This is a genomic window from Mesorhizobium sp. WSM4821 (assembly GCF_055901555.1).
Genome location: NZ_CM148371.1, coordinates 6,308,597 through 6,331,620 on the forward strand (window position 1 = coordinate 6,308,597; position 23,024 = coordinate 6,331,620).

At 60.8% G+C, this 23,024-nt stretch carries 17 protein-coding genes and 4 pseudogenes; 9 read left to right on the forward strand and 12 right to left on the reverse strand.

Going from position 1 to position 23,024, the window contains the following annotated elements:
- Nucleotides 1-4: 4 nt before the first annotated feature.
- The 7 genes from trbJ to AC0NID_RS30880 all read right to left on the reverse strand — a co-directional run bounded on the left by trbJ (nucleotide 5) and on the right by AC0NID_RS30880 (nucleotide 7,504).
- Entirely contained in the window at nucleotides 5-754 is a 750-nt protein-coding gene (gene trbJ / locus AC0NID_RS30850; protein WP_473456453.1) for a P-type conjugative transfer protein TrbJ, read from the reverse strand.
- A complete protein-coding gene (trbE, locus tag AC0NID_RS30855) occupies nucleotides 751-3,258 on the reverse strand; it encodes a conjugal transfer protein TrbE (protein WP_473456454.1) in 2,508 nt (835 codons plus the stop codon). Before trbE ends, trbJ begins: the two co-directional genes overlap by 4 nt.
- A 12-nt stretch (nucleotides 3,259-3,270) precedes the next feature.
- Nucleotides 3,271-3,534, reverse strand: coding sequence for a VirB3 family type IV secretion system protein (locus tag AC0NID_RS30860; RefSeq protein ID WP_473456455.1), 264 nt, complete (start codon nucleotides 3,532-3,534; stop codon nucleotides 3,271-3,273).
- Nucleotides 3,534-3,797, reverse strand: a complete 264-nt coding sequence (locus tag AC0NID_RS30865; protein ID WP_292237304.1) for a TrbC/VirB2 family type IV secretion system protein — start codon at nucleotides 3,795-3,797, stop codon at nucleotides 3,534-3,536. The genes AC0NID_RS30860 and AC0NID_RS30865 overlap by 1 nt, the downstream gene beginning before the upstream one ends.
- Before the next feature lie 85 nt (nucleotides 3,798-3,882).
- Nucleotides 3,883-4,842 carry a P-type conjugative transfer ATPase TrbB gene (gene trbB, locus AC0NID_RS30870; RefSeq protein WP_473456487.1) on the reverse strand — a complete coding sequence of 320 codons (960 nt, stop codon included), beginning with the start codon at nucleotides 4,840-4,842 and terminating at the stop codon, nucleotides 3,883-3,885.
- 214 nt (nucleotides 4,843-5,056) lie between these two features.
- A complete protein-coding gene (locus tag AC0NID_RS30875; RefSeq protein WP_473456456.1) occupies nucleotides 5,057-5,509 on the reverse strand; it encodes a CopG family transcriptional regulator in 453 nt (150 codons plus the stop codon).
- 3 nt (nucleotides 5,510-5,512) lie between these two features.
- Entirely contained in the window at nucleotides 5,513-7,504 is a 1,992-nt protein-coding gene (locus tag AC0NID_RS30880) for a conjugal transfer protein TraG (RefSeq protein WP_473456457.1), read from the reverse strand.
- A gap of 297 nt (nucleotides 7,505-7,801) precedes the next feature.
- Between AC0NID_RS30880 and AC0NID_RS30885 the strand changes: the two are divergent.
- Nucleotides 7,802-7,978: pseudogene (locus AC0NID_RS30885) on the forward strand (peroxidase-related enzyme); the annotation flags it as partial.
- Nucleotides 7,979-8,093: 115 nt separating this feature from the next.
- Here AC0NID_RS30885 and AC0NID_RS30890 read toward each other — a convergent pair.
- Together AC0NID_RS30890 and AC0NID_RS30895 are read right to left on the reverse strand one after the other, a co-directional pair.
- A complete protein-coding gene (locus AC0NID_RS30890; protein ID WP_473456489.1) occupies nucleotides 8,094-8,258 on the reverse strand; it encodes a PIN domain-containing protein in 165 nt (54 codons plus the stop codon).
- Nucleotides 8,255-8,869, reverse strand: coding sequence for a DUF433 domain-containing protein (locus AC0NID_RS30895; RefSeq protein ID WP_473456459.1), 615 nt, complete (start codon nucleotides 8,867-8,869; stop codon nucleotides 8,255-8,257). Before AC0NID_RS30895 ends, AC0NID_RS30890 begins: the two co-directional genes overlap by 4 nt.
- Before the next feature lie 87 nt (nucleotides 8,870-8,956).
- Here AC0NID_RS30895 and AC0NID_RS30900 point away from each other — a divergent pair, with 87 nt between their 5' ends.
- Entirely contained in the window at nucleotides 8,957-9,358 is a 402-nt protein-coding gene (locus AC0NID_RS30900; protein WP_473456460.1) for a hypothetical protein, read from the forward strand.
- Nucleotides 9,359-9,552: 194 nt separating this feature from the next.
- Here AC0NID_RS30900 and AC0NID_RS30905 read toward each other — a convergent pair whose 3' ends face one another.
- The gene (locus AC0NID_RS30905; protein WP_473456461.1) at nucleotides 9,553-11,421 is read right to left on the reverse strand and encodes a TPR end-of-group domain-containing protein; all 1,869 of its coding nucleotides are present in this window, start codon (nucleotides 11,419-11,421) and stop codon (nucleotides 9,553-9,555) included.
- Between the two features lie 2,268 nt (nucleotides 11,422-13,689).
- Here AC0NID_RS30905 and AC0NID_RS30910 point away from each other — a divergent pair.
- Nucleotides 13,690-14,115 carry an invasion associated locus B family protein gene (locus tag AC0NID_RS30910; RefSeq protein WP_473456462.1) on the forward strand — a complete coding sequence of 142 codons (426 nt, stop codon included), beginning with the start codon at nucleotides 13,690-13,692 and terminating at the stop codon, nucleotides 14,113-14,115.
- Nucleotides 14,116-14,196: 81 nt separating this feature from the next.
- Here the strand turns inward: AC0NID_RS30910 and AC0NID_RS30915 are convergent.
- Nucleotides 14,197-14,619: pseudogene (locus tag AC0NID_RS30915) on the reverse strand (ATP-binding protein); the annotation flags it as partial.
- A 2-nt stretch (nucleotides 14,620-14,621) separates the two neighbouring features.
- Here AC0NID_RS30915 and AC0NID_RS30920 point away from each other — a divergent pair.
- The 6 genes and pseudogenes from AC0NID_RS30920 to AC0NID_RS30945 form a co-directional block, all read left to right on the forward strand.
- Nucleotides 14,622-14,933: pseudogene (locus tag AC0NID_RS30920) on the forward strand (transposase); the annotation flags it as partial.
- A 302-nt stretch (nucleotides 14,934-15,235) separates the two neighbouring features.
- Nucleotides 15,236-18,613: an adenylate/guanylate cyclase domain-containing protein gene (locus tag AC0NID_RS30925; RefSeq protein ID WP_473456463.1), complete on the forward strand. Its 3,378-nt coding sequence runs from the start codon at nucleotides 15,236-15,238 to the stop codon at nucleotides 18,611-18,613.
- A 444-nt stretch (nucleotides 18,614-19,057) separates the two neighbouring features.
- Complete coding sequence (locus AC0NID_RS30930; protein ID WP_474033372.1) at nucleotides 19,058-19,159, forward strand: invasion associated locus B family protein; 102 nt, start codon at nucleotides 19,058-19,060, stop codon at nucleotides 19,157-19,159.
- 1,122 nt (nucleotides 19,160-20,281) lie between these two features.
- Entirely contained in the window at nucleotides 20,282-20,812 is a 531-nt protein-coding gene (locus AC0NID_RS30935) for a sigma-70 family RNA polymerase sigma factor (RefSeq protein ID WP_473456465.1), read from the forward strand.
- The gene (locus tag AC0NID_RS30940) at nucleotides 20,799-21,584 is read left to right on the forward strand and encodes an anti-sigma factor family protein (RefSeq protein WP_473456467.1); all 786 of its coding nucleotides are present in this window, start codon (nucleotides 20,799-20,801) and stop codon (nucleotides 21,582-21,584) included. Before AC0NID_RS30935 ends, AC0NID_RS30940 begins: the two co-directional genes overlap by 14 nt.
- Nucleotides 21,585-22,084: 500 nt before the next feature.
- Complete coding sequence (locus AC0NID_RS30945; protein ID WP_473456468.1) at nucleotides 22,085-22,516, forward strand: hypothetical protein; 432 nt, start codon at nucleotides 22,085-22,087, stop codon at nucleotides 22,514-22,516.
- Between the two features lie 263 nt (nucleotides 22,517-22,779).
- Here the strand turns inward: AC0NID_RS30945 and AC0NID_RS30950 are convergent.
- Nucleotides 22,780-22,995 (reverse strand): annotated as a pseudogene (locus AC0NID_RS30950) (conjugal transfer protein TraG); the annotation flags it as partial.
- Between the last annotated feature and the right edge of the window lie 29 nt (nucleotides 22,996-23,024).

The window sequence follows — 23,024 nt, forward strand, 5'->3', positions numbered from 1 at the left end:
AGCCTCAGTCGTGGAACATCTTCACGGATGACGGGCTGTAGCTGCTGCCCGTCATGAAGCGGCTGAACTGCTCTTGTGCCTGCTCCTGGGCTGCCGCCTGCCTCGCCTCTTGGAGGACAGCGGCTCTTCCTTGCGCGGCGAGCATGGCGGTGAGGTCGGCAACCTGCTTGGCCTGCACGGCGAGAAGCTGGTTGCCGGCTTGCGTCGCCTGCAGGACGCCGACGGCTGACTGGCTTGCGCCAACCAGTGAACTGGTCTGTTGTTGTGTCCCCGCAATGTTGTCGACGGCGACGGCGCCGGCTTTCAGCGAATGCTCAAATGCCGACACCGATGTCTGCCAGCGTTCGTGCGCGCCCTCGACAAGTTGCTGGTTGGAAAGGTCGGACCCGAACTGCTGGTAGGTCGACTCAAACTGACTTTCGATATCCTGAACGCTGTAGGCGAGCTTGTTTGCCTCGTCGAGCAGGCTCTTCATTTCAGAAAAATTGGCTTCGATCTGGCCAAGCAGCGAGGTCGGCAATGCGGTGAGATGCTTCGCCTGATTGATCAGCATCTGGGCTTCGTTCTGAAGCGAGGTGATCTGGTTATTGATCTGCTCCAGGGCCCGCGAGGCCGAAAGCAGGTTTTCGGCGTAGTTCCTGGGATCGAACACGATGAGAGCCGCCGCCGGCATTGATGACAGCCCGACGGTGACGGCGACGACAGTTGCGGCCCCGATGCGACGGACGCGAAGATGGCTGCAAACCCAATTCATGAGGAAATGTCCTTTGCAGATTGATCGATGACATTGGTGAGATCGGGAATGAGTTCGGCCGCCCAGGAAAGACCGCGATTGGCAAGCCAGACCTTCAGGAAATCTTTTCGCCCACCCTCGCCGATGATGCGCTCGATCTCCGCATGGTCGGACTTGGAGGATGCAGCGCACAGCGCCAGCGCGACCGGACCAAGGCCAAGTTCGAACAGGCGATTGCCGCGCCGCGACTGGCAGTAGTAGTCGCGCTTTGGCGTTGCCCGGGCGATGATCTCTATCTGGCGATCGTTGAGGCCAAAGCGTCGGTAGATCTGAGTGATCTGCGGCTCGATTGCTCGCTCATTCGGCAGGAACAACCGTGTCGGACAGCTCTCGACGATGGCAGGCGCGATTGGCGAGCCGTCGATATCGGACAGCGACTGCGTGGCGAAGATGACGGAGGCGTTTTTCTTGCGAAGCGTCTTCAGCCATTCGCGCAACTGATCGGCGAAGCCGCCATCGTCGAGCGCCAGCCAGCCTTCATCGATGATGAGCAGCGTCGGCCGCCCATCCATCCTCTGTTCGATGCGATGAAAGAGATAGGCGAGCACGGGCTGAGCCGCCCCGGTGCCGATCAGGCCCTCGGTTTCGAAGGCTTGTACTGGTGCTTCGCTCAGACGCTCGTGCTCGGCATCGAGCAGCCGGCCGTAGGGGCCACCGACGCAATAGGGACGCAGCGCGTCCTTCAAAGGCGCGGATTGCAGCAGCACCGTCAGACCGGTCAATGTGCGTTCCTGAGCCGGCGCGGAGGCCAGCGAGGTGAGTGCCGACCAGAGATACTCCTTGACCTGCGGCGTGACGAGCACGCCTTCGCGCAGGAGAATGTCGACGAGCCAGTCGGCAGCCCAGGCACGCTCCGATGTGTGATGGATACGGCCCAGCGGCTGCAACGAAACGGCGTCGGCAGCGTCCGGGGGATCGGCCAGGGTAAGCGCGGCGAGCCGATCGGCGGCCCTGTGCCCGCTTACCGCATCGCCGCCGAGATTGTGCCAGTCGCCTTCCATGGCGAGCATGGCCGCCCGGATCGAACCGCCGAAATCGAAGGCAAATATCTGGTTGTCGCCGTAGCGCCGGAATTGCAGTGCCATCAATGCGAGCAGCACGGATTTGCCCGCACCCGTCGGGCCGACGACCACGGTATGGCCGACATCGCCGACATGCAGGCTGAACCGGAACGGCGTCGCACCTTCCGTCCTGGCGAAGAACAATGGCGGCGCGCCAAAATGCTCGTCCTCAGCCGGTCCCGCCCAGACCGCCGAGAGCGGGATCATGTGGGCGAGATTTAAGGTCGAGAGGGGTGGTTGGCGCACATTTGCATAAACATGGCCGGGAATGCCGCCGAGCCACGCCTCGATGGCGTTGACGCCTTCGATAATGCAAGTGAAGTCTCGACCTTGGATGATTTTTTCTGCCAGCCGCAACTTCTCGTCGGCGATCGACGGATCGGCATCCCACACTGTCACGGTGGCGGTGACGTAAGCCTCGCCGATATGGTCTGAGCCAAGGTCCTGAAGTGCGGCGTCCGCGTCGGCGGCCTTGTTGGCCGCATCCGTATCGACCAGGACGGACGCCTCGTTGGTCATCACCTCCTTGAGGATCGCGGCGACCGACTTGCGTTTGGCGAACCACTGGCGGCGGATCTTCGTCACCAATCTGGTTGCGTCAGATTTGTCGAGCATGATCGCCCGCGTTGACCAGCGGTAGAGGAAGGCCAGTCTGTTGAGATCGTCGAGGATCCCGGGAAAAGTTGTCGTGGGAAATCCGGTGATGGTGAGGGTGCGAAGATGGACATCGCCAAGGCGCGGTTCGAGCCCACCGGCAAGCGGCTGATCGACCAGCAGCGCGTCGAGATGCATGGGTGTTTCGGGAACACGAACGCGATGGCGCTGGGTGGAAACGCAGGAATGCAAATAGGTCAGCGTCTCGCAATCATCGAGCCAGTCGGCTTCGGGAACAAATCCTTCGATGAGGTTGAGGACGCGGTCGGTGCGGTCGACAAAGCTCTTCAGGAGTTCCCAGGGATCGATGCCGCTCTTGTCCCGGCCTTCGTAGAGCCAGCTTTCCATCCGAGATGCTTCTTCGGCGGGCGGCAGCCAGACGAAGGTGAGAAAATAGCTGCTCTCGAACAGCACACCGGCGTCTTCGAACTGCTCGCGCCGCTCAAGGTCGAGCAGTGCTGAAGCGCCGTCAGGGAATGTGCTGTCGGGATAATCGGTGGCTGGATTTCGCTGGGCTTCGACGAAGATCGCCCAGCCGGAGCCAAGACGCCGCAGCGCACTGTTCAGGCGTGCCGTCGTGCCGACCAGTTCTGCCGGTGTGGCCGAGTCCAGATCGGGACCGCGAAAACCCGCTGTCCTCTGGAACGAGCCGTCCTTATTGAGCACAACGCCGGGCGCGACCAAGGCCGCCCAGGGCAGATAGTCAGCCAGGCTGGATGAGCGTTTGCGGTATTCGGCCAGGTTGATCATCTCAAGAACCTCTCAGCAGCCGAAATGCGCGGGATAGCGCAAATGCCGACGAACCACGTCGACGAACTGCGCGTCGCGCTTGGCCGCCCACACGGCGGCAAAATGGCCAACCGCCCAGATGGCGAGACCGGCAATCCAGAGCCTCAATCCCAGGCCGACCGCGCCGGCCAGCGTAGCGTTGGTGATGGCGATCGCGCGCGGCGCGCCACCGAGTAGGATCGGTTCGGTGAGCGCGCGGTGCACCGGCGCGAAAAAGCCGCGAACATCCTCGTCCATCAGATCAGCGCTCCACCGCCGAAGGAGAAGAAGGACAGGAAGAACGAGCTCGCCGCGAAAGCGATCGACAGACCGAAGACGATCTGGATCAGGCGCCGGAAGCCTCCAGACGTGTCGCCGAAGGCAAGCGACAGGCCGGTAACAATGATGATGATCACCGCCACGATCTTGGCGACCGGCCCCTCGATGGATTCGAGGATCTGTTGAAGCGGCTCCTCCCACGGCATCGAGGAGCCCGCCGCGTGAGCAGGCGCGATCGCCATGGCCGTGGCGGTCGTTATGGCCAGCGGCAGCCCGGTGCCGAGATTGCGGACAGACGACGATCGGAAGCGGATCGGATTCATTTCTCTAGAGCTCCATGAGGGACTGGGAATTCGCGGTTGGCTCCGTCTCGAGCTTGGCCTGGAGCGTTCGATAGTCATCGGTGGAGGGGTCGAGCCCTTCGACGATCGCGATCTCAACGAGCCTCCTGGCCGAACCCCGGCCGGCGAGCACGGCAACAAGATCGATGGTTTCGGCAATGAGCGCGCGCGGCACTGTGACGACCGCTTCCTGCACGAGTTGCTCGAGACGGCGCAGCGCACCGAGTGCGGAGTTCGCATGAATGGTGCCGATGCCGCCCGGATGGCCGGTGCCCCAGGCTTTCAGCAGATCGAGTGCCTCTGCGCCGCGCACCTCGCCGATGGGAATACGGTCGGGGCGAAGCCGCAATGATGACTTCACCAGATCGGAGAGAGAAGCAACGCCGTCCTTGGTGCGCAATGCGATCAGATTGGCTGCCGCGCACTGCAGCTCGCGCGTATCCTCAATCAGCACGACGCGATCCGAAGTCTTCGCCACCTCCGCCAGCAACGCATTGACCAGGGTGGTCTTGCCAGTCGACGTGCCGCCGGCGACCAGCACGTTCTTTCGCCTTTCTACGGCGCGCCGGAGCACGCAGGCCTGGGCCTCGGTGATGAGGCCGTCGGCGACATAATCTTGAAGCGTGAACACGGCGACCGCCGGCTTGCGGATGGCGAAGGTGGGGGCTGTTACAACAGGCGGCAGCAGGCCCTCGAAGCGCTCCCCGGTTTGCGGCAGCTCGGCGGAGACGCGCGGGCTGGCTGGATGAACCTCGGCGCCGACATGATGGGCGACCAAGCGGATGATGCGCTCGCCGTCGGCGGGGGCCAGAAATTGATCAGTGGCGCACAGGCCTTCCTTCAGCCGGTCGACCCACAGACGGCCATCGGGGTTGAGCATCACCTCGACGATCGCCGGATCTTGAAGGAAGGCCTGAATGGCCGGGCCTAGCGCAGTACGCAACATGCGCGCACCACGCGACAAGGCTTGACTGCCGTGATGATGGTCGATTGCCACGATGATCCCCATTTCTTGCAGCGCGCTTGTTCGTGCCGAGGTCGGGATGATTAGAAGAGGCAGGAATGGCGACCTTGCAACAAGCAAAAGCGAGCGATCGCGATGCGGCGTGAAGTGACTTGCAAAATGCGGTGCGGCGGCCCTCACCGGCCTGCCCGACGATCTACCGCGCCGGCAACTCATCTGTGCCGGCCGGTGGCGCGGCCGGGACATTGGCGGCGATCTCCTGGCGGAGTTTTGGCCCTTTGCTCAACCTGCGACCCAGTGCAGCGACAAAGCGGTCATAGCGCTGTGGTCCTTTTGCACGAGCCTCAGCCCGCACGGATTCCGGCAAGACCGGGGTCGAGCTGAGCCAGAAGTTGACGAACAGCGCCAGTGTCTCGATGGCAACACCAACATCGCGCTCGACACGCTGCACGCGTCGGTCGATCTGGTCGAGCCGGCGGGTGATTGCCGCCTCCTTCCGCTCCTCGGCGTCCGGTGACAGAAACGAGGCGATCGCTGCCTCGGCGACCAGCGATAGCGAGACGTCGCGCCGTGCCGAATAGTCGGCGAGCGCGTTCATGACGTCTGGATCGAGATAGGCCGAGAGCCGCTTTTTCTTCGGGCCCTTCACGGCTCAAAGCTCCATGCCGTCATCGCGATCGAGGCTGGCCTGCTGTGCGGCGCGCTGCATTGCCAGATCGACTGAACGTCGTCGCGAAGCATCGTAGTCGGGCTCGTCCCGATCGAGGTCCAACTCGTCATTGCGCTGTGCGGTTCGCTCGGTCGCGATGTCCTCGTGTTCTGAGAGTTCGGGCTGAAGGCGGATACCGCCATTTGCCGAGTCATGCGGTTCCATTCGAGGGTTCAATTGCGGAGCAACGTCTCCCGGTACCGGGGGAGTTGTTAAGTCGGTCCAGTCGTTGGGGCGCAATGTTGCGTCGGATTTGTCGGGCTGAGGGGGCGGCAAGACGCGTTCGGCAAGTCGCGGATCGGCAAAATAGCGCGCCTTCTTGGCCCGGATCGGGAACAGACCAGACACCATGACGATGGCGTCGGTCGGTGGCAGTTGCATGATCTCGCCCGGCGTCATCAGAGCACGAGCCGTTTCCTGGCGCGACACCATGAGATGTCCGAGCCAGGGGGAAAGTCTGTGCCCGGCATAGTTCTTCATGGCGCGCAGCTCGGTCGCCAAGCCCAGTGAATCGGAGACGCGCTTGGCGGTGCGCTCGTCATTGGTGGCGAAGCTGACACGCACGTGGCAGTTGTCGAGGATGGAGTTGTTGAGACCGTAGGCCTTTTCGATCTGGTTTAGCGACTGCGCAACCAGAAAGCCCCTCATGCCGTAGCCAGCCATGAAGGCGAGCGCTGATTCGAAGAAATCGAGCCGACCGAGGGCCGGGAACTCGTCGAGCATCATCAACAGTCGTTGTCGCCGATCCCTGGCATGGAGATCCTCGGTCAGCCTGCGGCCGATCTGGTTAAGCACCAGGCGGATGAGCGGTTTGGTACGGCTAATATCCGATGGCGGGACGACAAGGTACAGCGTCGTCGGCCGCTCGCCTTCGACAAGATCGGCGATCCGCCAATCGCAACGAGAGGTCACCTTCGCGACCACAGGGTCGCGGTAGAGTCCCAAAAAACTCATGGCTGTCGACAGCACCCCGGAGCGCTCGTTTTCGGACTTGTTGAGCAGTTCCTGTGCGGCCGATGCCACAACCGGATGCGGACCGCCCTCGCCCAGGTGTTTGGTCAGCGTCATGGCGCGCAATGTCTTTTCGATACGCTGCTGTGGATTGGAGAGAAGGTTTGCCACGCCTGCGAGCGTCTTGTCCTGCTCGGCATAGAGCACATGCAGGATAGCGCCGACCAGCAGCGCGTGGCTGGTTTTTTCCCAGTGGTTGCGCCGTTCCAACGAGCCTTCGGGATCGACGAGCACGTCGGCGACATTCTGGACGTCGCGAACTTCCCATTCGCCTCGCCGCACTTCCAACAGCGGGTTGTACGCGGCGGAAATGGCATTGGTCGGGTCGAACAGCAGCACGCGGCCGAAGCGGGCTCGCCACCCGGCCGTCAGCTCCCAGTTTTCGCCTTTGATGTCATGGACGATCGCCGATGCCGGCCACGTCAGCAGCGTCGGCACAACGAGCCCAACCCCCTTGCCGCTCCTGGTTGGCGCGAAGCACAGGACGTGTTCGGGACCGTCGTGTCGAAGATAATCTTCTTGCAACTTGCCGAGCACGACGCCGTCGGGACCGACCATGCCTTCGGCTTTGATTTCGTCGCGCGTCGCCCAGCGCGCCGACCCATAGGTGGCGGAGTTTTTTGCCTCCCGCGCCCGCCACACCGACATCCAAATCGCTACTGCGATCGCTATGAAGCTGCCGCTGGCGGCAAACAGGGCCCCCTCGATGAAAACCTCCGGCGCATAGGCGTCATAGAAGAACCACCACCAGAAGAATGCGGGGGGTGGATAGAGCGATTGGCCGGCAAATTCGAACCATGGCGAACCGAGCTGCGGCTGGAATCCGAGCCGCCATGCAGTCCATTGTGTCGCGCACCAGGTGGTGACGAGCACTATCAGAATGACGGTCAGGACCTGACCCCACAGGATTTTGGTCGCCGGCAATTCTGTTCTCCCCGGCCAAACAATCGGGAGCGGATAAAGAGTGTCCGTTTTCCACATGTGCAAGGAAAAAGGAGTGGTCAAAGCGGCGAGGCGTAGGCGGACCTGGAAAGACTTGTTGAATGCGATGCAAGCTTCGATCACAACAACCGAAGCCGGTGGGAGTTCCGCAGCCATCACGTTCCATTGCGAACGGATGTTGCCAGACGTGGTCGCTGCGACAAGATCGGCGCCGTGGCCTGCAGACACGATTCCTGCGCGACCGAAGCGAAGATACCGACAACCTACCGTCAATTATTCGAGGCAGCGCTCGATGAGCACCTCCAGGCAATATTCGACTTCCAGGCTCGCCTGTCGACCACGCCACCCGAGGCAACCGCGGCCGCGCTCAAGGCGCTGGTCGACGTCGGGCTCAGCGAGCTGGAGTGTCTCGACCTGATCCTGTCCGCTGCTACCTTCGGCTGGGCCAACCGCCTGGAGGCCGCCGGACCCCAACTAAAGAGCTGCGATTTTCGGTTTTCATGCCTGCAAGAGAGGTGGTCGATTGCCAGCACCGTTCTGTATAAAGATCAGATAAGAAGCCTCCGGGCATTCAGACTTGATCCGGGCGTGACTGCCGGCGGCGCTTTTCGAACAGCGTCGCGGCGCTCAAGCGCAGGTCGGTGTCGTCGATCGTTGCGAGCCAGCGGCGGACATTCTCGTTGCCCCGGGCTCCCGTCTCTCGCAGAACATTCTCATCGAGCAGATACAGCGTCACGGAATTGCCCGAGGCGCCGATTCCTCCAGACTGTCGTCCCCGTCGAAGACGCCGAGATCAGCCATCTCCGATAGCGTCCGCTTCAAGCTCCGGGGCGCATAGGGCCGACCGCGCTTGGGGTAGGCCTTCGCATATTCTATAGCCGCCTCGACCTGTGTCTTCGACAGTGATGGAAAATCGTTCAGAATCTCCTCGACGGTCTGCTCCTTGGCGAGCGCAGCAACCAGGTGAGCGGGAATCTCAGTGTCCCGGATCAGAGCCTCGGACTGGTCCTCACTGCGATCCACCCAGTTTCGAATGTGCTCAAGCCGTGCGAGGCGGACTTCCAGATCGCTGTCGATCCGCGCGAGGTCGAGGTCGAGCTTGCCCCATCGCACCATGTGGGTATTGGCAGATAACTTCCGCAACGCCTCGTAGAGGCGCCGCCGGCCAGAAGGAGTGAGGTCCTTGTCGAGTTCATCGGCCAGTCGCAGAAAGCGAAGTTCCGCTGGACCGACGAGGCGCTGCACGGCCTTGCCGACTCTGCGCTGTTTCGCACGGATGACACCGGTATCGACTGCCTTGTTCAGCGTCGTAGTTGACCGGTCGAGGACATAGCCCGCCTCGCTCAATGTCAATGTCTGTGGGGAAGCCATCGGTCCCTCCTTCTCTAATTCCTCCCCCATCTAGGGATGAATTAGAGAAGATGCAACCACCCTATGTCGGATGGCCTCACGCAGCGGGTGGGACGCGGTCGCTCGGCTGACACTGAGGCGGCGACGTGGTGGGAGGCGCTGACCGGCTCGGGCGGCGAAGGCATGGTGGTCAAACCGCTCGACTTCCTCAGCCGTGGCAAGAAGGGGCTCATCCAGCCAGCGTTGAAAGTGCGCGGCCGGGAGTATCTTCGCATCATCTATGGTCCCGAATACGACGCCCCTGATAATCTCGTGCGGTTACGCGAGCGAAGCCTGGGCGGCAAGCGCAACTTGGCGCTCAGGGAGCTCGCTCTTGGTCACGAGGCACTGAAACGGTTCGTGGCCAGGGAGCCTCTAAGGCGGGTTCACGAGTGCGTTTTCGGAGTGCTGGCACTGGAGAGCGAGCCAATAGATCCCAGACTGTAATGTCAGCTGCCGGCATCAGAAGCGGTCAATGATGGGAGAACGAGCAACAGCGGCTTCGGGTCAACAGCGTGAATGGACAATCATTTCCACCATACGCCAACAGCGCTGTTCGGAAGGCACGGTCGCGCCAGTCAAGAGTGGACGGCCTACCGAGGAAGTGGTCCTTGTATCGCGCAGTTCGCGCTCGGCAATCGCTATTCGGTGAGTTTGAGCAGGTTCTGATAGCGTGGATGATTGCGGATGGCATCGAGGTCGGAATCGTTCTTGAACCACAGTTTCATATCGCTTCCAAACTGCTGCAAGCAAACCTCGAGCAGATCGATAGATCGGTCGAGCTCGCCAAGCAGCGAATAAGTGCAGGCGGCATTGTAGCGGGCGAGGTTGTCGTCAGGATCGATCGTCAGGGCGCGCGCCAGCCATTCTTTCGCCCGTTCGCGCTCGCCAAGGGCTGCGAGCGCACAGGCGCCCTGCTGTGCGGGTTTGGAGCTTTCCGGGTGCAACCGGAGGGCCTCTTCGGCTCGCTTCACTCCGAGCCGCGCATATTTTGCCGCTTCCTCAGGACGCCCGAGAGACTGAAAGACACTGGTGAGGAATAACGGCGACTGATAGTCGTCGGGCTGAATCTCCATCGCGCGAAGGTAATGCTGCGCGGCCCGCTCGAAGTCGCCCTTGATGACGCAAAACTCGGCATATAGCTGGTTGGCCTCATAACAGTTGGGATCGAGCGCGAGCGCCTCTTCGAAAGAGGAAGCCGCCTCGACGGGACGGCTGCCGATCATCAACGCGTATCCCCGCGAAGCATGAGCTTCCGCCAAATTGGGTTCGATCGCCAATGCTTTGCCGGTGGTCGCCAGGATTTCGTCGGCCGAAATGGCGACGCCATGCTTGGAATAAAGACGCGAATCGCAATTCGCCATGCCGGCATAGGCGCGTGCATACAGCGGATCCAGTTCCGCCGCCCTGGCGAACATTCGCCTGCCCAGTGTCAACGACAATTTTGTTGACGTGTGGAGCAACTGGCGGCCCTTGAGATAGTGGGTATAGGCCTCGACATTCTCCGTTGGCGCTTGCTCGATCGCTTTCTTCTCCTCCGGCAGCAGCTTCACCTTGAGCTGATCGACGATAGTATGGGTGATCTCGTCCTGAACGGCGAAGATGTCGGTGAGGTCGCGGTCGTAGCGGTCGGCCCACAGGTGGCCCCCCGTCGCCCCTTCGATCAGTTGCGCGTTGATCCGCACCCGGTTCCCGGCCTTGCGAACGCTGCCTTCGACCACATAGGCAACTCCCAGTTCCTTGGCGATGCGCTCCAGGTTCACCGCCTTGCCCTTGTAAGTGAAGACGGTGTTGCGGCCGAGCACGAAGAGGCCCGAGACATTCGACAGGTCGGTAATAATGTCCTCGGTAATGCCATCGCTGAAGAACTCCTGCTCGGGGTCATTGCTCATGTTGGCGAACGGCAGGATCGCCACCGACGGCTTCTCGGAGCGCGGACGCGGCTGAGCGCCTGACGCGGTCTTGAGGGAGCCGTTTGCGGCCCCCAGATTGACGAAATAGACATGCACCGGCTGCGCGATGTTCTTGACCGTCTTCTCGCCCTGATCGAGAAACTCCAATTCGAGCTTGTTGCCGACTTGGTCGCGGACCACCGCCGAACAGGCAATGCCTCCTGGCCTCGCCAGCCCCTCGAGTCGCGCCGCCATATTGACGCCGTCGCCGTAGAAATCGTCGCCGTCGACGATGATGTCACCGAGGTTGATCCCGATGCGGAACTTGATGTGCCGGTCCTCAGGAACCCCCGTATTGCGCTCGATCATGCCGCGCTGGATTTCCACCGCGCAACGCGCCGCGTTGATAACGCTGCTGAACTCGACCAGGAAACCGTCGCCCATCACCTTGAAGACTCGCCCGCCATGCTTGACTACGGTTGGATCGAAGAACTCGTAGCGATGCTGGCGAAGCGCGACCAGCGTGCTTTCCTCATTGGCCTCCACGAGCCGGCTGTAGCCAACAACGTCGGCCGCCAGTATGGCCGCCAGCCGGCGCTCAACCTGCTCCTGGCCCATGGCTGTCCTCTGAACTTGCCAAAGACACTTCTACTCGCCTTGGTGATAATTAGCTAACGCCATCGAGGCGGCGGGCCAGAACGCCGCTTTGGGCACCATTGCGGCCGTTTGGGTTGCCATGCTCCAAGTTCAACTTCGGGTCATTGCTTCCGGTAGACCTTTCTTAACCAAGGTCCGAAAGGGTGCGATTCGCGCCATAGGCGGTTCAATGAAATCACTCCGGCTGACTTCTGATCTCAGCGATCTGCTCCAGTTTTCTCCTGCGCGATCCGGTTCACTTCTGCACTCTCAATGCCCAACAATAGTGCGTTCGCAGGACAGTCGCTCCAACACACTCCTGCATTTGCAACAAAGGCTCTCTCATGTCAGTTGGGCGTAGACTCGTCCGCATGACGCATATCGTCGACCAAACTTAAAGCACCGAGAGGGTAGAAAGGGCTCTGCCCTCTCTCCCCCACAAGCAGAAAACCGGCATTCCCCATGCTTCGGCCTTCGGCCTGCAGCACCGACCCGAATCCGCGTGCGGCTTCGGGCCGGCCCTTCGGGTGGGTGATCCCCCTTCCGGTTTTCTGCTTGCCCCCCGCTCTCCCGGTCCTCGCCGGACTGGCCAGGGGCAGGCCTGCCCTGCCTTCCATTCGGAAGGAAAGAAGAGGGTGCGGCCGCCTTTTAAGGAGCTGGTGCGGCGATGATTGAAGCGAGGATTAGCGGCACAGGGTTGCGCCTGGCCGATGTGACGGAACGCCATAGGGCGGCGCAAGAGCTGCGAGTGATGCCTTGATGGATTGGGACGGGCGGCGGGCTGCCGGCGTCGTTAGCGATGTTGCCTATGCGATCGCGGTGTCGGCCGTCGCGACAGAAGAGGGCCCCGGCTCGGCGCGAAGTGATGGAGTACCAACCCGTCGATAACAAAGAGTCGATCGGAAAGCTGGTTTACATTCGGCGTTTTTTGATCGCGACGCGGGTGCGCCTGGAGGCAGGTGAGATGGCGACAGTCATGGAAATAGCCGACGACCACCAAGCCGCAATCTTGGCATGGAGCGCCTCAACGTTGCCGCATCCAAGCTGCCCCACCCTCGACTTTAATCTTCCCAAGTCTCTCCACCCGCACGGGGGCTACAGCCTACCGCATCGTTCCAAAAAAAGGCTATCAGGCTGGAATAGTTTCCGGCCAGGCTCAGTACATACGGCATGAGGGTGGCGAATCTCGACGTTGGGCATCAACTAGCGGGGCCGCCGCCGGATGCTGGGAGCGGCAGCGCGGGTACTGATGAACGTCAGCGCTTGCAGTCGGGAGGAGCGCGCTCTCACAGGCCCAGCGGTAATTCCCCTGTCCGTAACCGCTGGGCCGCTCCGCCTGCTGAAAGAACTCTTGAATGAATTCCTTGCCTGCCGATGAACTTCCCGAAGCCGTTGACTTGCGGCAGGCTGGTCGTCGGGCAGCTTTGACGGTGAGAAATGCCTTCGGGGTACAGCTGGAGCCAACAACAGAAAATGCGCTGAGACGAATATCGGGCGCCCGGGCTTCATTCGGATGGCATAACGCGTATGGGGGGAAGGCACGACTGAGCGCCGACAGCGGAAGTGCATCCTCGATCGAGGCGGTGACGCAGTCCATCAAAGAAATTGTGCCGGTGACGGTCGGGTCAACCGCTGGCGGCGAAGCTGTGTGCGCAGGCACGCCGCATGGCGGCCCTGCGCGCTGTTCAACGCAAGCGATTATTTCAGCTGGGTTGGCAACAGCGTTGCAGGGTTCCGCTTCGCGGCTTGTCTCCAGCCAGGTGAGATAGCTCGCTGATGGTCGTTAAGCCGATCTCGTTCGAGGAAGTGCAGCTGCAGGGCACTTCCTTGCGGCCCGGCATCCTGCTTGGGTGGTGCCGGGCCGATCTCGTGGTACCCGCGACATGGCCTGGATCGCGCACTGACCATACGTGTTTTGGATTAATTCGGGGCGAACGCTGATGCGCAAGTTGGAAGAATATGAAGAGATCGGGCTAATCGGCTACCCATACGACGGAGACTACATAGCTGTCGTGGATGGCAAGGAGGATGACATCCGATTACTGGGAGGCGAGGTGTGTGGACTTGATGGCGCGATACTGACTCATCAAGCGACTGCTTTGCCGAGATACTATCCTCAGGCGTCCCGTCTGGTTATCGCCACGATAAAGGGAGACCGGCTTGTTTCGATCCGAGATTATTAAACCGGCATGTGTCCATCGAAGCCCACGTTGGCCCGTGCCATGAGGCAACAGAGCAGGAAAGGAAACGATGATCTTCAAAACAGCTGGTGTGACCGTCGCATCTTTGGCGCTTTCCGCCACTTGGACGCAGGCCTCGCCCACACTCCTCTCTCAGCACGGCGCTTGGGGCGTCTATTCCTACCGCGCTGACACAACAAGGTGCTTTGCCTTGACTGTCCCGCTTTCCAGTTTACCCACAGATGTCGATCATGGCGAAAATTTCTTCATGGTCTCGCAAATACCAGACGAGGAGCAAGCTGAAGCAGTTATGGGGTATCGGCTCAAGCCAGGTACAGCCATCGGTGTGGTCATTGCAAACCGGCATTTCTCAATGTTTACCCAGGACAACAAGGCTTGGCTGCAAAGCGCCGATGACGATCGATCAATGGTCAACGCTGTCAAACGGCGTCCAAAACTGACCCTTGATAGGCGTCCAATTTTGACCCCCTTGTGAGGCGGGACGGCTAGCGCTCGCCGGGCGGAGCTGGTCGGGGTTGCGCAGCCCGGCGAGTGCGGATCGGCTTGGATGAGGTGATCAGGCGCGGTTCTTGAAGCGCCAGGACTCGTTGCCGGTTTCGATGATCTCGCATTGATGCGTGAGACGATCGAGCAGCGCGGTCGTCATCTTGGCGTCGCCGAAGACGGCAGGCCATTCGCCGAACGTCAGGTTGGTGGTGACGATGATCGACGTGCGCTCGTAAAGCCTGCTGATCAGGTGGAAGAGCAGTTGGCCGCCGGCTTGGGCGAAGGGTAGATAGCCGAGTTCGTCGAGGACGACGAAGTCGAGACGGGTCATGTAGTCGGCGAGGCGCCCCTGCTTGCCGCCGCGGTGCTCGGTCTCGAGCCGATTGACCAGATCGACGACGTTGAAGAAGCGCCCCCGCGTTCCGTTGCGGATAAAGGATCGAGCAAGGGCAATCGCCAGATGCGACTTGCCCGTTCCGGTGCCGGGATCAAGGAGGCAAGGGCGCGATCAAGTGGACGCGGTTGTCGGGCCGGACGTTCGCTGCCAATGCCGTGCGGCTTCAACTTCACGCGCTCGCCTACAATCTCGGCAACTTCCTGCGCACGATGGCAACGCCCGAGCCGAGCAAAGACTAGTCGCTCACCAGCCTCAGGGAGCAGCTGGTCAAGATCGGCGCCAGGTTGGTCAGCCACGGCCGCTACGTCGCCTTCCAGATGGCCGAGGTCGCAGTGCCAAGGATGCTGTTCGCCGAGATCCTGCGACTGATCGCGGAACTGCGGCCGCCGCCCGATCCAGCGCCGGCATGAACGGCGCGGTCGTCATGCGTATCAGCGAAAACCACAGGAGAGGTGCGTCTTGATGAAGACGAAATCGACATCCCTGGCGCGGAAAGCGCTGGCGTCACCGACTTTTGTTGCAAGGCAGCCCCGATTGGCGACGGGTCGCGACGGTCCGGACTTGCCAATGCCCGCCAATGGCGACACTCTCACCTCAATAAGCCGGTCATCGGGTGGATGCCGGGTTGACACTGTGAATGCGTATACGATGACGGGCCGAGTTCAAGTCCGAGCTGGGCCCGATTGCTAATGCGACTGTCGGCGTTCGCGTGATGTCCAACGTTCTCAAATGGCTTGCGAGTATTGGCTTGGCTCAGTACGCCGATGCGTTCACCGAGAATGAGATCACTTTCGAGCTCCTGCCGAAGCTGACCAGCGAGGATATTCGTGAGCTCGGCATCACGCCCATAGGACATCGTCGTAGGCTTTTGGATGCTATCGCGCAGATCCAAGTGTCCGACGCGGGACAGGCCGAAACAGCACATGCCGCTGCCACCCCTTCCAGTGGCGCGAGCGAGGCCGAGCGTCGACGGCTGACCGTGCTATTCTGCGACCTTGTAGGCTCAACGCGACTGGCGAACCGGCTCGATCCTGAGCTTATGCGCGAACTTTTGCTGGGCTATCAGAATGCGGTAGCCGGCGAGATCGCGCGGTTGGAAGGCCACCTCGCCAAGTTCGTCGGCGATGGCGTGCTCGCGTATTTCGGTTATCCCAAGGCCCACGAAGACGATGCCGAGCGCGCTGTCAGGACAGCTCTGGCCATTGTTGCAGCCGTGGGAAAACTCGCGACCCCCGACAAGGAGGCACTCGCGGTTCGGATCGGCATCGCATCGGGCCTGGTCGTTGTCGGCGACATGATCGGTTCGGGCCCGGCAGCGGAGCGCTCGGTGGTCGGCGAGACACCCAACCTTGCCGCGCGCCTGCAGAGTGTCGCCGCACCCAATCAAGTGGTCATCGCATCGGAAACCCGGCGGCTCATTGCCCATGTCTTCCGATTGGATGATCTGGGTGAACTGGAGTTGAAGGGGTTCGACGGAAAGCTCCGCGCCTTCAGCGTCCTTGGCGAGGGGACCTCCGAAAGCCGGTTCGAGGCTCGGCAGCTTGGTGGCCTCGGACCGATGTTCGGCCGCGAGCACGAGTTGAGCTTGCTGCTCGATCGCTGGCACATGGCCGAAGCCGGCGAAGGACAGATGGTCCTGCTCGTGGGCGAGGCCGGAATCGGCAAGTCTAGGCTGACCCGAGCCGCCATCGATGCAATCGCGGATAAGACGCACTTTCTCCTTCTTTACCAATGTTCGCCCCATCATGTTGACAGCGCGCTCTACCCCGTCATTCAGAGATTGATCCGCGTCGCGAAGTTGGCTCCAGATGATCCTTCGGACATCGCGCTCGACAAGCTCGAGCAACTCCTTGCCGTCGGTACCGAGAATGTGGGCGAGGCCGCGGCCTTGATTGCGCCCCTTCTCGGCATCGAAAGTGAGCAGCGCTACGGCAAGCTCGACCTGTCATCGGCGCAACAACGCGCCCGCACGCTCGAAGTGCTTGTCGCCCAACACATCGACTTGTCCAAGCGCCGTCCGGTCCTGTTCGTGTTCGAGGACGCCCACTGGATCGACCCGACCTCGCTCGAGCTGCTCGACCTTTGCCTTGATCGAGGGGCAAAGTCATCCGTTCTCATGCTGCTAACGGCGCGTCCCACCTTCGAGCACCGCTTCGGCGGTCATCCGATCGTGACCCGGCTCAGCCTCAACCGGCTGGGGCGAGATCAGGTTCGCGCCATCGCCCATGGGATGACCCACGGCCGGTCGCTTCCCTCCGAGGTCGTGGGGCTCATCGCCTCTCGGACCGATGGCATGCCGCTGTTCGTCGAGGAATTGACGAAGACGATACTGGAGTCGGGCATCCTGCGGGCGGTTGGAAGCGATTTGGTGCTCGACCGGCCACTGACCGACGTCGCCGTGCCGGCCACACTGCACGACTCGCTCATGGCGCGCCTCGACCGCGACCCCAAGGTCAAGGAGGTCGCACAGGTCGCGGCCTGCATTGGTCGCGAGTTCCAGTATCCATTGCTTGCCGTGGTCTCGAAGCTGGCGGAGCCCGACTTGCGCGAGGCGCTCAAGCTGCTCGTCTCTGCGGAGCTTGTGTTTGCGCGCGGGTCAGCGCCCAAGGCAAGCTATGTCTTCAAGCACGCGCTGGTGCGCGATGCCGCCTATGAGAGCCTGCTCAAGAGCCAACGCAGTCGCATCCATGCCGACATCGCGGACTGGCTGATCGCCAACGCTCCCGATGTTCTGGTGCAGGCACCGGAGCTCGTCGCCCAGCACTATGCAAAGTCGGGTCAGCGCGAACCGGCGATCGCCTGGTGGGGCAAGGCGGGCAACCGAGCGCTACAGCAATCGACCAATACGGAGGCGATCAGCCACTTCAGCGCCGCCATCTCGGAGATCGCGGGGTTGCCGCAGGCGGAGCAGGCGCGCGCAGAGCTGCCGCTGCAGATCGGGCTGGGAAGTGCGCTCTCCGCAGTCCGCGGCTACTCCCATCCTGCAACCGGTGCCGCCTATCGGCACGGACGGGATTTGGCGGCGGAAATCGGCAATCCGTATCGTTTGATGTCCGTGCTCTACGGGCTTTGGAACTACGACGTTGTTCGTGGGCGCTACGACGGCGCCCGGGGCACAGCGGGCGAAATGATGGAGCTCGCCCGTCGTCATGCGGATAACAGCCTCTCTGTCGTGGCGCTCTCTGCCCTCGGCACGACGCAGTCGTGGCAGGGGGACTGGACGGACGGCTCTCGCAATCTCAGCGAGTGCATCAGAATCTATGACACCGAGGCGCATGCCCCCCTCAAGCTCGAGATATCCGAGGATCCTTGTGTGCAGGCCCTTATCAACAACGCCATCTGTCTATGGAATTTGGGGCAAGAAGATGAAGCAATCAGATCGATAAACGATGGGCTCAACCTGGCCGAGAGGTTCGAGCACGTCACCTCGAACGGATACGCCTTGGCCTGGAGCTGTCTCTTGCACTACATGCGTTTAGACGGTTCTGGGGCGCTGCAAGCCGTGCACATGATGCGGGAGAAACTGGCCAATCAAGATCTTCCGTTCTGGAGCGCCTTCGGAGAGGTCTTCGGAGCCTGGGCCGAAACCGTTGCCGGTTCGCGAAGGGATGGTCCGTCTCAATGGGAGAAAGCCATGGCCGCCCTCAAGGGCACGGGAGGCGGCACAATGTTGCCGACTTTCCTCGGAGCGCTTGCGGAGATTCATCTTCAGTATGGCCGATTGGATGAGGCCTATGCTGCCGCCGAGGAGGGCCTGTCGATTGTAGCTGCGAACGAAGAGCATTACTCGGAAGTCGAGCTCTATCGGCTGAAGGCGCAGACCTACCTCAGGCGCGATCCACCCGTGCGGGATCTGGGTGAGCAGGTCCTTCGCGCGGCACTGGAGGTGGCGCGCAAGCAGCAAGCCAAGTCCATGGAGCTGCGCGCCGCGGTCGACCTCGCAACGTTTTATCGGCAAATGGGGCGAGGCACCGAGGCTGACACTCTGCTCGATCAGGCATGCCGGCTGTTCGACGGCCTGCCCGACACGACAGAACTCGTGAAGGCGCGGTCGCTGTTGAAGGCCTGGCGCGAAAGCGACAGCCAATAGAACATGGGGCGTCGCTGCTGGGTTCGATGCTGTGCGTACCAATACCTCTTGAAAAACCGGGGGGGTCGTGAATTGCCGACAGTCTCGGCTAGAGCACTTTCCGGCGAAGTGGCCACCGGTCGTCGAAAGAAAGTGCGACAAAGCAAAAGGCGCCAAAGCCGGCAGGGCAAGGCTGGGCGGAATATTGGCCCTGTCTAATGTGGGGAGGGCCTTTCCCGAAAACGGCCCTGGGTCGCGCCGGTCTTGGCGGTCGCGACTTCATTGGCCTCAGTTGCGGCCCTAAGGAAACAGCTCAGGGCCGGTGCACGAGCGCGTCGCAATAAACTTGCTATTGTCGGTGACGGGCCTAGTCTCGAAGTGGCCTGCTGCTAGGGGTACATCGGTCAGAGCCAAGCTATTGAACGCACAGGTTTCACAGTCAACGCCATGCGGGCCGGCAGCAGAATGAAACTGTCCGCCACGTCCTGGCGAGGTACGCAAACCCAGTATGTCTATTCCCTAATTGGACTTACCGCTGCCTTGAAGGCGAGCGGAACCTGCAAATAGCTTGCCTAAGAAGAAGAACCCGCGTTGCCAACGGCCAATGGCAAACCCTGTATTGGCGGCTCCAGGCAGGGTACCAAACAATCGCGCCGCGCCTCGTGAGCCCTGAAATCTCGATGAGGCCAACTCATGCGAGGCAATTCTGGGCGCCGCATACCAGCGTTTGAGCGAATTGGCGCGAGCGGCTGACATGCGACAGTGCCTTGACTACAGAGAATGCTCGCGCTCCTGCTGGGCGAGCGCGAGCTCGGTGATAAAGCGGCACCTGTCAGCGCAATAGCATCGGGAATGGCCAATTAGTTTGGAATTATTTCCGGTCGAGCTCAGTAGGTGGCGTATGAAGGGCGAATTCGTCTTGGCCGCCTCGGCTATGCCGGTGCTCGCGAATTTGCTGTGTCTGAGGTTGGCAGCCATCCAAAGGGCGTTTTGAGCTGCGGCACGCGACATTTAGTGACGACCCTACAAAACGACAGCTATGCCTGCATGCAAAAGCAGGCAGGTGTCGAGGATGTTAGTGATCCCCAATGAATTGGAAAGACATGAGAGAGCTCGCCGGAACCGCTATCACGATCGTATTGCTAGCGATTGCGGTCGTCCTGCTTTTGATGGCGCCAAAAGGCTTCGAGCTCGCTCAGCCGGATCCGTTCGTTCGTTCGAGTGCTTCTGGCTTATGACGGGGAGAAGCCACCATCTTTGCGCGCACGGGTCGGTAGCCTCGTCGCCGCTGACGAAATGTCGACACTGACTTGTTCCTTCAACTCACGAGCGAGCTACCCGAATCCTCGCCGCACCGACTTGTTGCGGTCGGCGTTTCTTGGGCGCCCGCAAAACTGCGCGCGGCGATGAATCTCAAGCGTTTTCGCCGGCACCTCGGGTCTTTTTTTAACCCGCTGCCATCTGCGCGGACCCCGCCATCTTTTGCCACTCTGCCGAAATGAGGGGGCCCCGGAGGCCAGGGTCTCGATGCTGGGTGTCACGAACATGTTCACGTAAGTTGTCCGGATCTGCACGTTGCCGAGCAGGATCAATGAGATCGACGTCTGTCGGCGACTTTTGGATACAGAGCTTCCCGAGAAAAAGCCAAGTGGGTTGGAATAGTTTCAGGACCGTCTCAGTATATAGGATATGAAGGCGAGTTTCGACGTCACTCCACATTTGGAGGATCTCTGGCGCTATGGTCGAGTGCTCACGCGCAACGATTCAGACGCTGATGACTTGGTTCAAGAGGCGCTTGCGCGCGCCCTCGCCCTGGCCCATACCTATGACACTTCCAGCCCGTTACTTCCTTGGCTCATCACCATTGTGCGCAATACGTTTCTGACGGGTGTCACCCGCGCCAACGCTGAAATGCGTCGCCTCGAGTGCTATGCGGAGCTGTCTGACCCGTTGTTGCTGCCATCGCAGGAGCACAGCGTAGAGCTTTCCAATGTGAGAAAGGCGCTGGCCGGATTGCCGACCGAACAGGCTGAAGTTCTCCATCTGGTTGGTGTTTTGGGCTTCACCTATTCCGATGCCGCCGAGGTGCTCGGTGTACCGACAGGAACCGTCATGTCCCGGCTGAGCCGAGCACGAGCTGCCCTCAAAAGCAGCATGGAAAATGTGAATAACCAGTCGCCTCATCTGAAAGTAGTCGGAGGCCGTCATGTCGCCAGATAGAAGCATTTCCGACGACGAGATCAGCCGCTTCATTGACGGTGAGCTGTCGCCCTCCCAGAGATCTGACGTTCAGGCTCGCCTGGCGCTACAACCATCACTGGCTGCCGAAGTGTTTGCTGAGGCGCAACGCATGGAGGCCCTGCGCTCTGTTCAACCCCGGCGGCTGTTTCCGCCTCGCGCGAGTTTGGACAGAGCAAAGCAGCTGGAAGGTGCGTTTCGACGGCGGAGGGTATTTGCCGCGCTCAGATTGCAAATGGCGGCCGTCTTGCTCATTGCATTGGGTTGGTCAGCAAACTCGCTGACCGAACCGTCTCGCCAGAGCGGACAAATGGCGGATGAGAACTTCATCCTTGCTGCGCGTGATGCGTTGCGTGTGGCACAGCTGAATGCCGACCCTGCCAATGGGAGTGAGCCCAAGCAGGACAAGATCGAGCGATTGGTCGGCGCCATCAACATCAGCCTTCCCGAACTTCCATCAGCCTGGCACGTGACGGATGTTCAGGTGCAGCCTTGGAACGGAAAGCAGAGCCTTGTCGTGACAGCCGAAACTCCGAGCCTTGGCCGGATCACACTGGTAGCAGCACCGATGAATGGCGAAGACGCTGTTCCTCCAACTTCAGCGACGGACGGTCGCGTTCCGACCGTCTATTGGCAGGCCGGAGGCACAGCTTACGCGCTGATGGGCCCCGCCGCGCCCGAGCGACTTGAAAAGGAAGCAAAGCAGATCGAAGTCGCAAGCCGGAGGAACTTGCGGCCCAGGATAAGGGGTTGATCGGTTTGCAGCCGCCACGAGTAACCAGAGGGGAATGCTGTTGTATGCCGAACTGAAACGGAACCGTTTTGTGCGATTGCTCAATTTCAGCGCTGTCAAATCAGTCAATGAGCGAGGCCGCAACTTGTATGCAAGGAGCCCCGTTCAACAGTCGAATTTTCGAGGATGATTACGTGATGAATCTGCTACCGGCCGAGGAGACCAGGAAGTATTACCCGTCGATTTGTCCAGTATGCAGCGGAACTGCGCTCGCAGGAGACATCATGCCGCGAAAGGTCGAGTTCCAGTGCGCTCGCTGCGGCGCGTACGAAATCACTGCGGCCGCACGAACAGCAATGAGAGGAATGTCGCAGGACTATCGCCAGGCGTGGCTTACACAGGCTCGGCAACAAGCCCCAAGTCACGCGTCGATCGCGCTTGTCGATTGCGCAAATGAGCAGCAAATCTGAGCCGCTTTTTTCGATTTGCTAAACGAGGCGTGTAACTGAAAGGGGAAAACAATGGCAGACAATCAAACCATGTCGCAACGCTGGGAGAACTATCGGCCGTCCAAGACACTCTGGTTCTGGTCGGTGGCCGGCGCCGCAGTATTGACCATGATCGTCGGCTTCACAGCCGGTGGCTGGACAACCGGCGGGAGCGCGATGGAGATGGCGAAAAACTCCGCTCGAGACGCACGGGCCGAACTGGTCGCAAATCTCTGTGTCGAAAAGTTTGTCAGCGCACCCGATGCGAGCCAGACTCTGGCCAAACTGAAGGAAACTTCATCCTACCAGCGCGATAGCTTCATCACGGATGGAGGCTGGACCAAGCTTGCCGGCATGAAAAAGGACGCTCCCGGCGCAGCAGATTTGTGCGCAGATAAGCTAGCGGCTATTGACGCGATCCCCGCTCGCACTGTTGACATGTCTCCGGCCCAGACGGACGGCTGAGATCCAAGGTAATTCGACATGGCGACGGTTACGTTGCCGGGTGGCGGTCACACAGCGCGCGCACACATCGTTGTAGTCAGCGAGACATCGCTTTAGCCATCGGCCGCCCCCAGAACCCATATCGGCATCCCGGCACGTCGATCAACAGACGCAAAATGCATGTCCACTTTGCTGGCCGAACCGACTTCGTCGATCGGCTCAGGGCAAAGATGTGCCAAGGCTGTGTAACGAAAGACGTGCCAGTGGAGGTGCGTCACCTCCGCAAAAATGCCGAGCACGACGCCGTCGGGACCGACCATGCCTTCGGCTTTGATTTCGTCGCGCGTCGCCCAGCGCGCCGACCGATAGGTGGCGGAGTTTTTTGCCTCCCGCGCCCGCCACACTGACATCCAAATCGCAACTGCGATCGCGATGAAGCTGCCGCTGGCGGCAAACAGTGTCCCCTCGATGAAAACGTCGGGCGCATAGGCGTCATGGAATGCGGAGGAAATCGGCGTCTGCGCCGCAC